This is a genomic window from Pseudozobellia thermophila, assembly GCF_900141855.1.
GTDB lineage: Bacteria > Bacteroidota > Bacteroidia > Flavobacteriales > Flavobacteriaceae > Pseudozobellia > Pseudozobellia thermophila.
The window spans coordinates 1-13222 of record NZ_FQYU01000003.1 but is presented as its reverse complement, the minus strand read 5'-3'; the positions used below and the strand labels follow the sequence as shown (position 1 = coordinate 13222).

Below are 13222 nucleotides of genomic sequence, written 5' to 3'. Positions count from 1 at the left end.
GGGCTCAAACAAACTATACCCAAAAATAAGTTATATGTCCCCAAAATTTATAGGGCTTGCCCTTGTTGGCGCCCTGCTTTTTTCCTGTACCGGCCCGAGCCCCAAAAAAGCGGAAAACAAACGTCCGAACATTGTTTTTATCATGTCGGACGACCACGCCTACCAGGCCATCAGTGCCTACGACGATAGGTTGATACAGACCCCCAATATCGATAGGATCGCCAAAGAGGGCATGCTTTTCACCAATGCCACGGTCACCAATTCCATTTGTGCCCCATCGCGGGCCGTTATCCTGACCGGAAAACATTCGCACCTCAACGGCAAGGTCGACAACCGCACCCCCTTCGACACGACCAACGTTACGTTTCCCCAACTCCTGCAGAAGGCCGGATACCAGACCGCCATGTTCGGGAAACTCCATTTTGGCAACAACCCCAAGGGCTTCGACGAATTTAAGATCTTACCGGGGCAAGGGGAGTATTACAACCCCAAGTTCATTACCCAAAAGGGAGATACGACCGTAAGCGGTTATGTTACCGACATTATTACCGACCTGACCTTGGATTGGATGGAAAAGCGCCGCGATACGACCAAGCCTTTTTTATTGATGTACCTGCACAAGGCCCCGCACCGTTCATGGATGCCCGCCGAGCGCCATTACAAGGCCTTTACCCAAAAAACCTTTCCGCTCCCCGAAACCCTCTTCGACGATTACAAGAGCCGCGAAACCACTGCCGGGAGTGCCGAAATGAACATCTTAAGGCACATGCAGCTTTCCTACGACCTCAAAATACCTGACAGCATCGCCAAGACGCTCGACATTAAAAACTGGAACAACATAGGCAACCGCGTAAGCAGGCTCGACCCCGAACAAAGGGCCGCCTGGGATGCCGTTTACGACCCCATAGCCGAGGACTTCGCCCGACGCTTCCCCGAAATGAACGACAGCACCCTTATGGTCTGGAAGTACCAACGTTATATGCAGGACTATTTGGGCACCATTGCCGGGGTGGACGAAAACGTGGGGCGATTGCTCGACTACCTCGACGAGAAAAAGCTATCGGAAAATACCCTTGTGGTGTACACTTCCGACCAAGGCTTTTATTTGGGCGAGCACGGTTGGTTCGACAAGCGCTTTATGTACAACGAATCGTTCAAGACCCCCCTGCTCATCAAATGGCCCAACGTCATTACCCCTAATACCACGGAAGACGAAATGGTACAAAACCTCGATTTTGCCCAGACCTTTCTCGAAGTGGCGGGGGTAACGCCCCCCGAAGAAATGCAGGGAGAAAGTTTGGTTCCCCTACTAAAGGGAGAAAAAGAACTGTGGGACCGGGAGGCCGTTTACTACCATTACTACGAATACCCTGCCGAACACGCCGTGAAAAGGCATTACGGAATCGCCACCAAGGAATACAAGCTTATTCATTTTTACTACGACGTAGACAAATGGGAACTGTACGACCGGGCCAAAGACCCCAACGAAACCAACAACGTTTACGAGGATCCCGAATACGCCCAGGTAGTGGCCGATATGAAGCAAAAACTGGAGGAACTACGCAAAAAGTACAAAGATTCGGACGAGCTGACCAATGGCTACATCCAAATCTACAAAGATAACGGGTGGATCGAATAAAGTAGACCACATAGGAGCTTGTACCTTGGCGACCATACGGACCGTCGGCGGATCATTTTTTCCTGTAAAAGCCCTTGGCCCTAAGTTCATAGGCTTCGGCAAGTACCTCCCGCAATACGCGGTCATCGATCTCTTCCAATGACCTGTAGCGCAGTGACCGGACGACCTTTCGCTTTTCGGTGTTCATCTTTTCCAAATGCCTGGTAAGGTGGGCTGAATTCCAAAAGGCGATGTCGACATACCCGTTCTTATGGGAGGCGTTTAGGTAACAGATAGGGCTTTTTCCCGCATAAAAACAGGGAATACGCCATTTGTATTTCATTTCCACATCGGGTATCACCCGTTGTACGGTAAGCTGCAAATGCAATAAGATGCTTTTATAGGGCTCAGGTTGGTTGACGATATAGGCTTCGGCTGGGTTCATAACTTGTTCAGTTGGCTTTTGACCTCAAATATCCGAAAAGATACCGTTTTTAAGTTATAGGGCAACCTGGCCAAAAAAACAAAGCCCCGAACATTCGTTCAGGGCCCTTCAAAAGTCGGTCAGTTATGGTAGACAGCTAATTCAAACCATTATATGACGAGACAATTATTAGTGGGGCACGGTGTTCGCCCCCCTTTTCGGTAAGCCTATTACTTTTCCAGTAGGCCGCCGTTGTAATAGATAAATTCATCGGTGATTTTTCCCTCTTCATCAAAGCCATTGTTTATGTGCATCGGCAGTATAATTTTCTTTTTATCCGCCTTTCTTACGAGGTGCATGTTCCACCACGACAGTACCGACCTACCGTTATCCATTTCATATTCCAAATAATCGGGATATCCGATCATCTCGATGGCCTCTATTTCAAAATTATCGAGAAACTCCCCCCTTGCCGCCTTAACCTGATCTTTGTTCCCAGGGGCATTTATATCGTAGTTGATATTGTAGAACATGGCATCGTCGCCATAGAAACCCATAGCTTTTTCCAAGTCTGAATTTTCAAAGGCGTAGACCGCCTTGCGCACCGTGTTGATGTTTTCATGGTGATTGTAAATCGTACCGTTGGTACGGTCGGCAAAACTCTGTGCCATTTCATCAAAAATGCTGGGATCGAAATAGTGTATTACAGACTTGATCTTCCCGTCTTTGGTTACCAAGAACAGGTCGTGGGTAGGCGAAGTGAATTTTACCCCGGTCTCTTTGTGGACCCCCTTGAGCAAGTCCCACGTCTGCACCCATACATCACCGTCCTTATTGTCCTTTTTGTATTCAATGGCATCGGGATACGAACCCGGAAAATCACTTATGGAAAAATAATCGAGCTCATCGGACCAACGGTAGGCACTTGTAATATAGCGTGCCTTTCCGGTTCCTTTTGAGCTTACGTTGTCGCCAACCCCGTTAAAGGACTTAAAGTCGTCGGTCAACATACTGGCAATCTTAGCCGTGTCTCCCCTGACGAAGGCTTCGTTGAATTCGGCCACAAGGTCGATGGCGGGGTGTTCCAAATAAACGGTTCCATTTTTCTTCTGGCCAAAAGTAAGGCACGAGGTCATCAATACGAGTGTTACAAATACTTTTTTCATCTTTAAAGGTTTTAATTATCAATTGGTTATCGTTATTATTTCAGGATAGGCGGATTCAGGGTGTATCCCAGCTGCTGAAGAAACTCGAGCTCGTTGTAATAGACATCTTCCCGTACGATCTTCCCCTTGCTGTCGAACGAAACGATAGCATGGCCGTTTATCCTTACTTTCTTGCCCGTAGGACGCAGTTGCCTGAACGTACCCGTATGGGTACCGTTGAAGGTCCAATGCGTTGAAAGTTGTCCCTTGTTTACCACAAGGGTGTCCGTTTCTATCCTGGCATCGGGAAAACCGGTAAAATAAACGTTCATAAAGGCCTGCATTTCGCTACGATCGTCCACAACCCGAATTCCGTTATGGCGGCATATAAAATCTTCTACCAAGAGGGATTGGAGCGTATCCATATTCTTCTTATTCCACGATACCTCTATATAGCTTTCGAAATTGGCGCGGCCCAGTATCCCCTGCGATGTTTGTTTGTCGGAAGCGGATGTGCCATCGCCCTTGCAAGACAAAAAAAGCATCAAGAAAAAAACCGGTACAAATCCATATAATCTCATAACCAACTAACATAGGTGCACCATTAAATCAACTTGGGGGCTTTATTTTGAAATGAAACTATCGATTTCCGAAGTGCCCTGGTATACCAAGGGGACGAAGGCCTCCATTAACTGTCCGTAGGCCCAATTCCATTTACCGAACAAAACTCAATGGAAAGTTGTACATTTAGGTGCTCGCGCATTTCCCCCACGATGAGCAGCAAGCCAACCATGGGGACAAATTTTCACAAGACCGTTATTCTCTTCGCTTTTTCGATCGCAAACAGCGGCCTCCTTTTTTCCCAAGATTTAGGTCTGTACGCCGACCAGTCGTACAAAAAAGTATTCGTCGACACCGATAATTTTGGGGCCTCGTACCTCGATGTTCTCGAAAGCCTCTATCCTTCGGTACGGCCTGACTCCGTAAAGTTTTCAATGCTCAACGACCTCGCGTATTACTGGCATACCCGAAACCTGGGCAAAGCCCTCGATTTTACCCGAAGGGGACTCCAACTGGCCCGGGCCGCCAACAATGTCTTATGGGAAGGACGCCTTCAAATTACCGAAGCCGCTATTTTGTTGAGGATGGAGCAACTGGATTTGGCCGAGGAAGTACTAAATAACGCCATGGACAAGGTGTTGGAAAAAGACCTGGCCCACCTCTATACCCAATTGGGCTACGTTTACGAAAGGAGGGGCAAATTGGGAAAGGCGGCCGACTATGCCATGCAATCCCTAAAGCTTGGAAAGGAATTAGGGGATATCCGGGCCGTTGCCATGGCGTACAGCGATCTGGGCAACCTTTTTTGGAAACAGAAAAAGTACGATGCCGGGCTGGAGTACGGACTTAAATCGCTGGCGCTTTTCGAAGAGCGCGGTATCAACGACCTCGATTACGATTTCACCCTGTTTGTCGTGGGAAACAACTACCTCTCCCTAGGGAAGCACGAAGAGGCACTGAAATACCTACAGCATACGATCGCCATTGGCGAACGCTACGGTTTCTATAACAATTTAAGTGACGGCTATATGGTGCTGCTAGAGGTGTACGCCCATTTGAACGAATTCGAAAAGGCCGAAGAAGCCGGTACCAACGCCCTTAAATACGCGGAATTATTGGACAATAATTTTTTGATGATGCGCAGCTGGCTGGCCCTGGGGAAGATCGAAAACCTACAGGGCCACCACGGTACGGCCATCGACTTTCTCGAAAAATCCATTGCCATCGCAACCGATGATTTTGGCGATGCCTTTTTCTTAAGCCAGGCTTATGAGGCATTGGGCAAGGCCTATGCCGGAAACCACCAATACAAGGAGGCCTATACCGCCTTTGCGCGGTACGACAGGCTTAAGGAAACCGTGTTTACCGCCGAGGCGGACAACAGGATATCCTTGCTCAGGACCGAATTCGAGGTAGCCGACAAAGAAGGTAAAATACGCTCACAGGAAGCCCTAATATCGAAGCAGCAAACCACCCAACAACTGATCATGGTTATAACGGGGCTCTTGCTGTTGTTGCTCTTACTTGCCTATATAAGCATACGGAACAAATTCAAGGTCAACAAAATACTCGAAAAACAAAACCAGGAAAAAGAGTTCTTGCTCAAGGAAATCCATCACAGGGTCAAAAATAACCTGGAAATCGTATCGAGCCTCCTATCCCTTCAGGCCGTCGGAATGGAAGACGAAAACATGCTTTCCAAGATGCGTGAAAGCCAGCACAGGGTTCAGAGTATGGGGATGATCCATCAAAAACTGTATACCGGTGCCAATTTGGCCGCCGTTGAGATGAAAAGCTATTTTACCACCTTGGGCGAATATATAATCGATGCCTTCGGGGCCACGGACCGGATTCAGTTCGAGGTTCCAATGCCTCCCCTGGAAGTGGATGTGGATATGGCCATACCCATCGGACTCATCGTAAACGAACTATTGACCAATTCACTGAAATACGCCTTTGTAGGAAACCAAAAAGGTAAGATCAGTGTCAGTCTAAGGAAGGTCGACCAAAAGTTTCAGCTCCGGGTAAGGGATAACGGGGTCGGAAAGAACACCCATGCAAAAGGGGAAAGCAGCGGGTTCGGGACCCAATTGATCGCGCTGCTCACAAAACAGTTGGACGGCACCATGGAATTGAACACCCATGGGGGCACCGCCATATCCATTCAATTTCAACCAGGCAAAGCGGCTTAAACATGAAGGACAAGATCAGCATACTTATAGTAGAGGACGACATGATCATCGCGGCCAACATCTCCTTACAGCTCAACACCTTGGGCTACGAGGTTTTGGGCATCGTAACCAGGGGCGAAGCGGCCCTGGAGTACGTTGTGGGGACGCCTCCCGACATTCTTTTGATGGACATCAACCTAAAGGGAAAAATGGACGGCATTGAAACGGCCAGGGCCATTCAGGAAACCAAGGATATCCCCTTGATCTATCTGACCGCCAATACGGACGAAGCCACCTTTGCCAAGGCCAAAAGCACGAAACCCCGGGCGTTTATCGCCAAGCCTTTTAACAAATTGAACCTCCACCGGACCGTCGAATTGGTCGCCGACCAGCTCAACACCGAAAGACCATCGGCAACCACCCCGGTCCCCGAATTGAAGGTAATGGACGACCGTATATTCATCAGGCGCCATGGCCGGATGCAAAAGCTGCTGTTGGACCATATTCATTACATTGTGGCAGACCGCAATTACTGCTGCCTCACCACGAAGTCCGGGGACTTTGTCCTGTGCCATTCGCTAAAAACCATTCAAGAACACCTACCCCCATCGCAGTTTATCCGGGTTCACCGTTCGTATATGGTCAATATCAAGAGTCTCGACTCCATCGCCGACGACCATCTGGTCATCGACAAGAAAACCATTCCCTTGAGCAAATCGTACAAGGCCCTATTGTACGATCGAATACAGACCATCTGAAACGACCAATGGCAAAGGCAAGGATTAAAATTATCCCAAACCTAGGCACTTACGGGTAAGAGGGCGCGGCAAATGCCTACTTTTGCCCAAAAGCGGACCATCGCCTATGTTTAGCCCCCCTATCGTGTCAATTTATAGATTATTCCTTCTTTTTGCCCTGGCCCTGTTTCCGGTTTCCCTTTCCCTCGCCCAAGACCATGGCGACCAAGATTGGGTCTTTAAGAACAGTAAGAGCCTGTCGGAGCTTTGGGAATTGGACGAGGCCCACCACAGGGGCACCTTTTTGATCACCTCGTACAAACCTGTGTATTTTACCCTTGCCAAGTATTCGTCGGATACGAACAAAGACCCTAAAAGTGAAGGGCTTGAAAACACCTTGCCCGAACCTGTTGCGCTGAACGTCATCGAATCTAAGTTTCAACTAAGCCTAAAGACCAAGATATTCCACAAGGTACTCTGGGGCAGGGCCGATGTTTGGGCGGCCTATTCGCAAAGGGCCTATTGGCAGATCTACAACGAGGCCCTTTCAAGGCCCTTTCGGGAAACCAATTACGAGCCCGAGATCATTCTCAACTTTCCCGTGAAGTTTTCCCTCCTCGGATTTGAAGGAAAGATGATCGGGGCGGCATTCACCCACGAAAGCAACGGGCGATCGGAACCCATTTCAAGAAGCTGGAACCGTTTGGGGCTCCATGCCGGTTTCGAACGGGGCCAATGGCAGATCATGTTCAAAAATTGGGTCCGCCTCGGAGGAAGCAATGACGACAATCCCGGGATATCGGACTATATCGGCCGTGCCGAGGCCAAGGTCAGTTACGACCTAAAACGGCAACGGTTTTACGCCATAGCCCGCCACTCGATGAAATTCGGCGAAAAAAGCAGGGGAAGCCTACAGCTGAACTGGACCTTCCCCATCATAAAGAATTTCAGTGGCCACATACAGGTTTTTGAAGGTTATGGCGAGAGTTTGATCGATTACAACCACCGACAGACTACGGTCGGACTGGGCGTATCGTTGATCAATTAGCCATTATTTAACCTTATGAAAACCATGGGTATGCCCCGACACGCCCCGTTTTTCCCTACATTTGGAAAAACCATAGCCATGAAAGACCTACTCTTCCTTTTCGCCTTGCTTCTATGGGCCCCCAACCTTCGGGCCCAAGACCATTCGCACCTCGGTGCCCGACCGCTCGACTATCCCGATATCGCAGGCTTCAAGACCCTAAAGGTAGACCTGCACACGCATACCGTATTCTCCGATGGCTACGTTTGGCCCACCATTAGGGTACACGAGGCCCTTCGCGAAAACCTCGATGCCATTTCGTTGACCGAGCATCTCGAATACCAGCCCCATTCGGCCGACATACCACACCCCGACCGCAACCGCTCCTACGAACTGGTCAGGGCCATGCAGGAAGCCGAGGAACACGGCCTCATGATCGTCCACGGGTCGGAAATTACCCGTTCGGCACCGATTGGCCATAACAATGCGGTGTTTATCTCCGATGCCAACAAAATGGTGGTAGACAAGGCGGAAAAAGCCTTTTCGGAAGCCAAAAAACAAGGCGCCTTTGTGTTTTGGAACCATCCTGCATGGTACGCCCAGTCTCCCAAGGGCAATCCCGTACTCAGCGATTTTCAGAAAGAACGGATCGAACAGGGCGAACTTCACGGCATCGAAGTGATCAATACGGGCGATTACGCCGAAGAATCGTTGGCCCTGGCCCTGGAATACGACCTGACCATTATGGGAACCAGTGATATCCACGGGCTTATCGATTGGGATTATACCGAAAAAGGCCACCACCGGCCCATTACCCTGGTATTCGCCAAGGAAAAAAGTAGCGAAAGCCTTCAAGAAGCCCTGTTCGCCGGTAGAACGGTCGCGGTCTATAACGATCTTTTGGTCGGAAGGGAAGAATTCTTGCGCCCCTTGCTCAAGGCCAGTATCGAGATTACAAAGGCCCATTACATAGACAAGACCCAAATTTTGGAGGTGGGGCTTAAGAACAACAGCAGTAGCGACCTCCTTTTCGAAAACGCCATGGAGCATACCTTTTACAGCAGTTCGCCCGTATTTTCGATTCCCGCGGGCACGACGAAAACCCTCAAGATCAAGACCTTGGACACCAAGACCTCCATAGCCCTAAGACTGAAGGCCCTGGGGTGTTTCTACGCCCCCAAGAAACAAGCGATCATTGAATGGAACGTCGCGGTGGAGTAAGCCTCAAATCGTGTTGAAATCAATTTCCCGTTCAAAATCGGGTTCGAGCAGGCAGTAGTATCGGGAAGGAGTCTTATCTGAAAGCCTTATGCAACGCCCCGGAAGATCGACATCGAACTGGAAGCAGGAAAAATCGCTGCAGTAGTCGGGATCGAGCCGGGAAATCAAGTATTTGGTGATCTTGGGCCGTAAGCGGTACTCAAAATCGACACAATACCGCTTTAGGTTCTCGTCAGCCTCAGCGCCCACTATCCAGTTGATCGTCATGACTTTAGATTAAAAATGGTCATACAATGTATAAAAAATATGCACTTGCCCGTTCATTTTTTTGATGAAATACGCACTTTGTACCATTAATCGGACGCCGATCTCCCCAAACTCCTATAATCGCCCCCCCTTACGCCCAAGGGGCCTGGAGGCCGCCCCGAAAATAATTGGGCGCAGGGCCGTACAAAAAACATCGATTTGCCTAACTTTCGACAAAACAGGCCTATGAAAATTGTATCCCTCCTTTCCCTCCTATTGTCCATCGCCCTGATGGGCTGTAACACCGAAAGGCCCACAGGTAACGAAGGTCCCAACGTGCTGTTCATCATCGCGGACGACCTGGCCACCTCGGCCCTCTCCTGCTACGGCAATGCCCTCGGTACGAGTCCGAATATCGACCGTTTGGCGCAGGAGGGCATCCGCTACGAGCGTGCCTACTGCCAGTATCCGGTATGCGGGCCATCAAGGGCCTCGTTCTTATCGGGCTACTACCCGAACGCCACCACCACTTACGGCTATGTCAGCGGCAGGGAAAACATTGGCCCCGACCGCAAAATGCTGCCCCAACTCTTTAAGGAAAACGGTTATGTATCGGCGCGGGTAAGCAAAATTTACCATATGGGGGTACCCATCGATATCGAAAAAGGCAGCGATGGCAAGGACGATCCCGCGTCTTGGAACGAGAAATACAACAGTCAGGGTCCCGAATGGCGGGCCAAGGGCGAGGGCGAACTCGTACAGGGCAACCCCGACGGTAGCTTGCCCATCAAAGGCGGTAACGTAATGACCATTGTAAAGGCCGAAGGCGGCGATTTGGAACATTCCGATGGCAAAACCGCCCAGAAGGCCATTGAGCTGCTCAAAAAATACCGCGATACGAGTTTCTTTCTGGCGGTAGGCTTCGTACGGCCCCATGTGCCCTTTGTGGCCCCCGCCCCCTATTTTGGGCCCTACCCCTACGAGCAAATGGTGCTGCCCCAAAAAGTAGCGGGCGATTGGGACGATATTCCCGAACGCGGGATCAACTACGTGACCTCTGTAAACGGTCAGATGAACATCGCCCAGCAAAAAAAGGCCCTGGCCGCCTACTTCGCATCGGTATCGTATATGGATGCCCAGGTGGGCAAGGTGCTCGACGCCCTTAAGGAAGAGGGGCTGGACGACAACACCATCGTCGTCTTTACATCGGACCACGGCTTTCACCTCGACGAGCACGATTTTTGGATGAAGGTGAGCCTTCACGAGGAATCGGCCCGGGTTCCCCTGATCATAAAGGTACCCGGCAAACGTCCGGCCGTGTGCCGCTCGTTCGCCGAGCTGTTGGACCTCTACCCCACGCTGGCCGAACTGGCGGGAATCGAAGCTTCGCAACACCTTCAGGGCAAATCGTTGGTGCCCACCCTTGACCGGCCGGACCTAAAGGTGAGGGACATGGCCTTTTCGGTTTCGCAGGGCGGACGCTCCTTCCTCTTGCGCAACGACGGCTGGGCCTTTATCCAATACGATGAGGACGCGGGCGCCGGTATGGAACTCTACGATATGAAAAAAGACCCGCAGCAGTACACCAACCTGTCCGAGGATCCGGATCAGGCCGATACGGTGGCTTTCTTTAGGGAAAAGCTGAAGGAAAAACTGGCCGAGGTACGCCAAAACGACCTGGGCCTTAGCTACCCGTAAGGCCCTTATTCCTCCCCATCCACGTAAGCCTGTAGGTAGGCGTAGCGGGGCGTGAGTTTTCCGTTTTGGGTCATCCGGGCCCGTTCGAGCACCCCGTTCTTGTCGCCGTTAAAAAAGGCGGGGATCACGTTTTTTACAAAAGCCTCGCCAAAGCCTTCGCTGGCATCGCGCGGCAGCTCACAGGGCAGGTTGTCGACCGCCATAACGGCAATCGCCGATTCGTTTCTAAAGTCGGTTTCCCCCTCGGTCAGGGGGTCGTAGCCGTAAACGGGATCCGCAATGGTCGAAGGCCTAATGGTGGAAGCCACGGGGCCATCGATATCGCAACTGATATCGGCCACCACCCTGATCTTGAAATTCGGGTGCCTGGCATCTTCGCGGGTATAGAGGTAGGGCGCGCCCTGACCGTAAAAATGGCCTGCGATATAAAAATCGGTGACCTCGGCGAAACGGAAGAAGTTGGACCTATAGGCTTCGGGGTGGGCAAAAAAATCGGCCTTGTTGCCCCGAACCCCGTCCTTTCGCCTGTTGTATTCGGAGGCGTCTATTTGGCAATAGACCGGCTCGTCGAAATCGTCTTTTAGGTATTCGGCCACGTTGACCTTTCGAAGGCCCATGGCGTCGAGCATTTCCTTGGATCCGTTGCCGACCCTGCCCTTGCCGGTCAACAGTATCTTAATGTTCGGGAGCCTTATTTTTTTAAGCGCGGCGATCAGGGCCTGTTGGTCGGGCAGGTCTTCGGCCTTCGGCAGGTCGAAACTCCCGTATTTGAGTCCGAATGCCCGAAAACCGTTATAGGCGCCCACGATACCGGCATAGCGGCCAAAGGCCACCAGGCGTTGCCCTTTTTCGTCGGTAAGGACCTCGTGGTCGTAGAGCTCGATGTTCTTTTCGAGTATGGCCCTTAGCAGGTTGCGGTTGTAGGGCTGCTTTTTGATGGTATGGGAAAAGAAAAAGTATTTTTTATTGGGAACAAGATGGTCGATCGGCACTTCCTTGACCCCGAGAAGCACATCGCATTCGTCCATTTTTGAAGCGACCTCGATACCGGCTTTTTGGTATTCGGCATCGCCAAAGGCGCGAATGGGGGACGGTTCTACGATGATTTCGGCCCCATTGTACTTGGACAGGACTTTTTGACATGCTCGGGGGGACAGTACGACCCGCCTATCGGGCGGGTTTTTGCGTTCTTGGATGATTCCGAATTTCATAAAGGGGTTTTGGTATAAATTTTGCCTAATTTACTGGGAATTGTGGCAGTGCACAAACTTTTTGTTAGCTTTGCCGTCGCCCTGTAAAAATACGGGGACGGGGTCGTTTTACGATCTGGCCCATGGAGGGCCCGCGTTAGGCTCGCCCGTTCCGAACGCAAGTTTCGGACGGGGATAGGAGCGGTTACCCCGCAGGCCCGACCGGGCCGAGGAGTAGTAGCGGATAGCCCGACCCTTTCGGCCTTGGGCCGAAAGGGGAACGCCCAAACCGTTCTTTGAAAACAAGGTGAGATCAACGGGTTCCGACACGGGTCATACGTGTTCGGGACTGTCGTTATACTAAATTATTTCAGGGTCCCGACACTCGTAATACGCGGTCGGGACGTAACCTGCCCGCCCAAAAGGAGGGTTCGACTACGCAAATCGAAGATTTGCTGTCTCATTACGGGGCCGACTGGTTTTGACAGCGAGACCAATGGCAATGTAAGCATGCCGAGCGCTGAGGTACAGCTCGTTAATATCATACTTCACACTTTTTAATTGGCGAATCTAATTACGCTCTTGCCGCGTAACCCGAATTACAGTAAGGTTATGCCTCGTTCCGACAAGGTCGGAAAGCGAGATGTCTCTGAACAGCCCTTGTTGACGGCGGTTCATTAAGAGGCACCATAAAAGTCAACACAAGGGCAGCGTAGCTTCGGCGTTGCCACCAAAACCTTAAGAAGCTAAGTGTATGTTAGGCCGTTTCCGGCCGGGCATGCATCGAAAACCAAGCGGAAACTAAGCATGTAGAAAGCATTGACGTTGCTTGTTTGGACGAGGGTTCGAATCCCTCCGGCTCCACGACACTCAAGAAACCACGCCTTTGGGCGTGGTTTTATGTTTTATGAAATGTCAAAACGAAGTTTTGTAAATGAATAAAACACAAAACCGGAAGCGATAGCTTCGTGGTTTCTTATTTGCAACATTGGTCAGGAGGGAACACCGCAGGTAATCCTCCGGCTCCACAATACTCAAGAAACCACCTTTTTGTGCAACCTTTTTCGTTCCGCCTACGGGATTCGAAGGCCTGCGCGCCATCCCGCCCCTTCGCTAAAAAGGTCCACCGGACCTTTTTTAAACGCTCGGGCGTCTCCGGCTCCACGACACTCAAGAAACCACGC

The 13222-nt window shown here is 50.8% G+C and carries 11 protein-coding genes and 1 other RNA gene; 7 read left to right on the top strand and 5 right to left on the bottom strand.

The annotated features are described in order from the left end of the window. Positions 1–34 precede the first annotated feature (34 nt). Positions 35–1639 carry a sulfatase family protein gene (locus BUB37_RS09980; protein WP_072992913.1) on the top strand — a complete coding sequence of 535 codons (1605 nt, stop codon included), beginning with the start codon at positions 35–37 and terminating at the stop codon, positions 1637–1639. A gap of 52 nt (positions 1640–1691) precedes the next feature. On the opposite strand, the gene BUB37_RS09975 is transcribed toward BUB37_RS09980, so the two are convergent. From BUB37_RS09975 to BUB37_RS09965, 3 genes are all read right to left on the bottom strand, one after another. After that, the gene (locus BUB37_RS09975; RefSeq protein WP_072992910.1) at positions 1692–2063 is read right to left on the bottom strand and encodes a DUF1801 domain-containing protein; all 372 of its coding nucleotides are present in this window, start codon (positions 2061–2063) and stop codon (positions 1692–1694) included. A 209-nt stretch (positions 2064–2272) separates the two neighbouring features. Then, positions 2273–3208: a nuclear transport factor 2-like protein gene (locus BUB37_RS09970; protein ID WP_072992907.1), complete on the bottom strand. Its 936-nt coding sequence runs from the start codon at positions 3206–3208 to the stop codon at positions 2273–2275. 35 nt (positions 3209–3243) lie between these two features. Further along, positions 3244–3768, bottom strand: coding sequence for an ester cyclase (locus tag BUB37_RS09965; RefSeq protein ID WP_094766671.1), 525 nt, complete (start codon positions 3766–3768; stop codon positions 3244–3246). A 192-nt stretch (positions 3769–3960) separates the two neighbouring features. Between BUB37_RS09965 and BUB37_RS09960 the strand changes: the two genes are divergently transcribed. From BUB37_RS09960 to BUB37_RS09945, 4 genes are all read left to right on the top strand, one after another. Further along, positions 3961–5940, top strand: a complete 1980-nt coding sequence (locus tag BUB37_RS09960) for a tetratricopeptide repeat-containing sensor histidine kinase (RefSeq protein WP_244526795.1) — start codon at positions 3961–3963, stop codon at positions 5938–5940. A 2-nt stretch (positions 5941–5942) separates the two neighbouring features. Continuing rightward, a complete protein-coding gene (locus BUB37_RS09955; protein WP_072992901.1) occupies positions 5943–6677 on the top strand; it encodes a response regulator in 735 nt (244 codons plus the stop codon). Between the two features lie 124 nt (positions 6678–6801). Beyond that, positions 6802–7704, top strand: a complete 903-nt coding sequence (locus BUB37_RS09950; RefSeq protein ID WP_244526794.1) for a phospholipase A — start codon at positions 6802–6804, stop codon at positions 7702–7704. Between the two features lie 78 nt (positions 7705–7782). Beyond that, complete coding sequence (locus tag BUB37_RS09945) at positions 7783–8904, top strand: Sb-PDE family phosphodiesterase (RefSeq protein WP_072993908.1); 1122 nt, start codon at positions 7783–7785, stop codon at positions 8902–8904. A gap of 3 nt (positions 8905–8907) precedes the next feature. On the opposite strand, the gene BUB37_RS09940 is transcribed toward BUB37_RS09945, so the two are convergent. Next, positions 8908–9171 carry a hypothetical protein gene (locus BUB37_RS09940; protein WP_072992896.1) on the bottom strand — a complete coding sequence of 88 codons (264 nt, stop codon included), beginning with the start codon at positions 9169–9171 and terminating at the stop codon, positions 8908–8910. Positions 9172–9396: 225 nt separating this feature from the next. Here BUB37_RS09940 and BUB37_RS09935 point away from each other — a divergent pair, with 225 nt between their 5' ends. Further along, a complete protein-coding gene (locus tag BUB37_RS09935; protein WP_072992894.1) occupies positions 9397–10848 on the top strand; it encodes a sulfatase in 1452 nt (483 codons plus the stop codon). Between the two features lie 5 nt (positions 10849–10853). On the opposite strand, the gene BUB37_RS09930 is transcribed toward BUB37_RS09935, so the two are convergent. Next, positions 10854–12059, bottom strand: coding sequence for an NAD(P)-dependent oxidoreductase (locus BUB37_RS09930; protein ID WP_072992891.1), 1206 nt, complete (start codon positions 12057–12059; stop codon positions 10854–10856). Between the two features lie 446 nt (positions 12060–12505). On the opposite strand from BUB37_RS09930, the gene ssrA reads away from it, so the two are divergent. Next, positions 12506–12905: a transfer-messenger RNA gene (gene ssrA, locus BUB37_RS09920) on the top strand. Positions 12906–13222: the final 317 nt, after the last annotated feature.

What these genes read in the sequence shown, in the direction of transcription:
- BUB37_RS09955 (WP_072992901.1), top strand. Translation starts at nt 5,943, where the DNA reads ATGAAGGACAAGATCAGCATACTTATAGTAGAGGACGACATGATCATC.
- BUB37_RS09960 (WP_244526795.1), top strand. Translation starts at nt 3,961, where the DNA reads ATGAGCAGCAAGCCAACCATGGGGACAAATTTTCACAAGACCGTTATT.
- BUB37_RS09940 (WP_072992896.1), bottom strand. Translation starts at nt 9,171, where the DNA reads ATGACGATCAACTGGATAGTGGGCGCTGAGGCTGACGAGAACCTAAAG.
- BUB37_RS09935 (WP_072992894.1), top strand. Translation starts at nt 9,397, where the DNA reads ATGAAAATTGTATCCCTCCTTTCCCTCCTATTGTCCATCGCCCTGATG.
- BUB37_RS09945 (WP_072993908.1), top strand. Translation starts at nt 7,783, where the DNA reads ATGAAAGACCTACTCTTCCTTTTCGCCTTGCTTCTATGGGCCCCCAAC.
- BUB37_RS09975 (WP_072992910.1), bottom strand. Translation starts at nt 2,063, where the DNA reads ATGAACCCAGCCGAAGCCTATATCGTCAACCAACCTGAGCCCTATAAA.
- BUB37_RS09965 (WP_094766671.1), bottom strand. Translation starts at nt 3,768, where the DNA reads ATGAGATTATATGGATTTGTACCGGTTTTTTTCTTGATGCTTTTTTTG.
- BUB37_RS09970 (WP_072992907.1), bottom strand. Translation starts at nt 3,208, where the DNA reads ATGAAAAAAGTATTTGTAACACTCGTATTGATGACCTCGTGCCTTACT.
- BUB37_RS09930 (WP_072992891.1), bottom strand. Translation starts at nt 12,059, where the DNA reads ATGAAATTCGGAATCATCCAAGAACGCAAAAACCCGCCCGATAGGCGG.
- BUB37_RS09980 (WP_072992913.1), top strand. Translation starts at nt 35, where the DNA reads ATGTCCCCAAAATTTATAGGGCTTGCCCTTGTTGGCGCCCTGCTTTTT.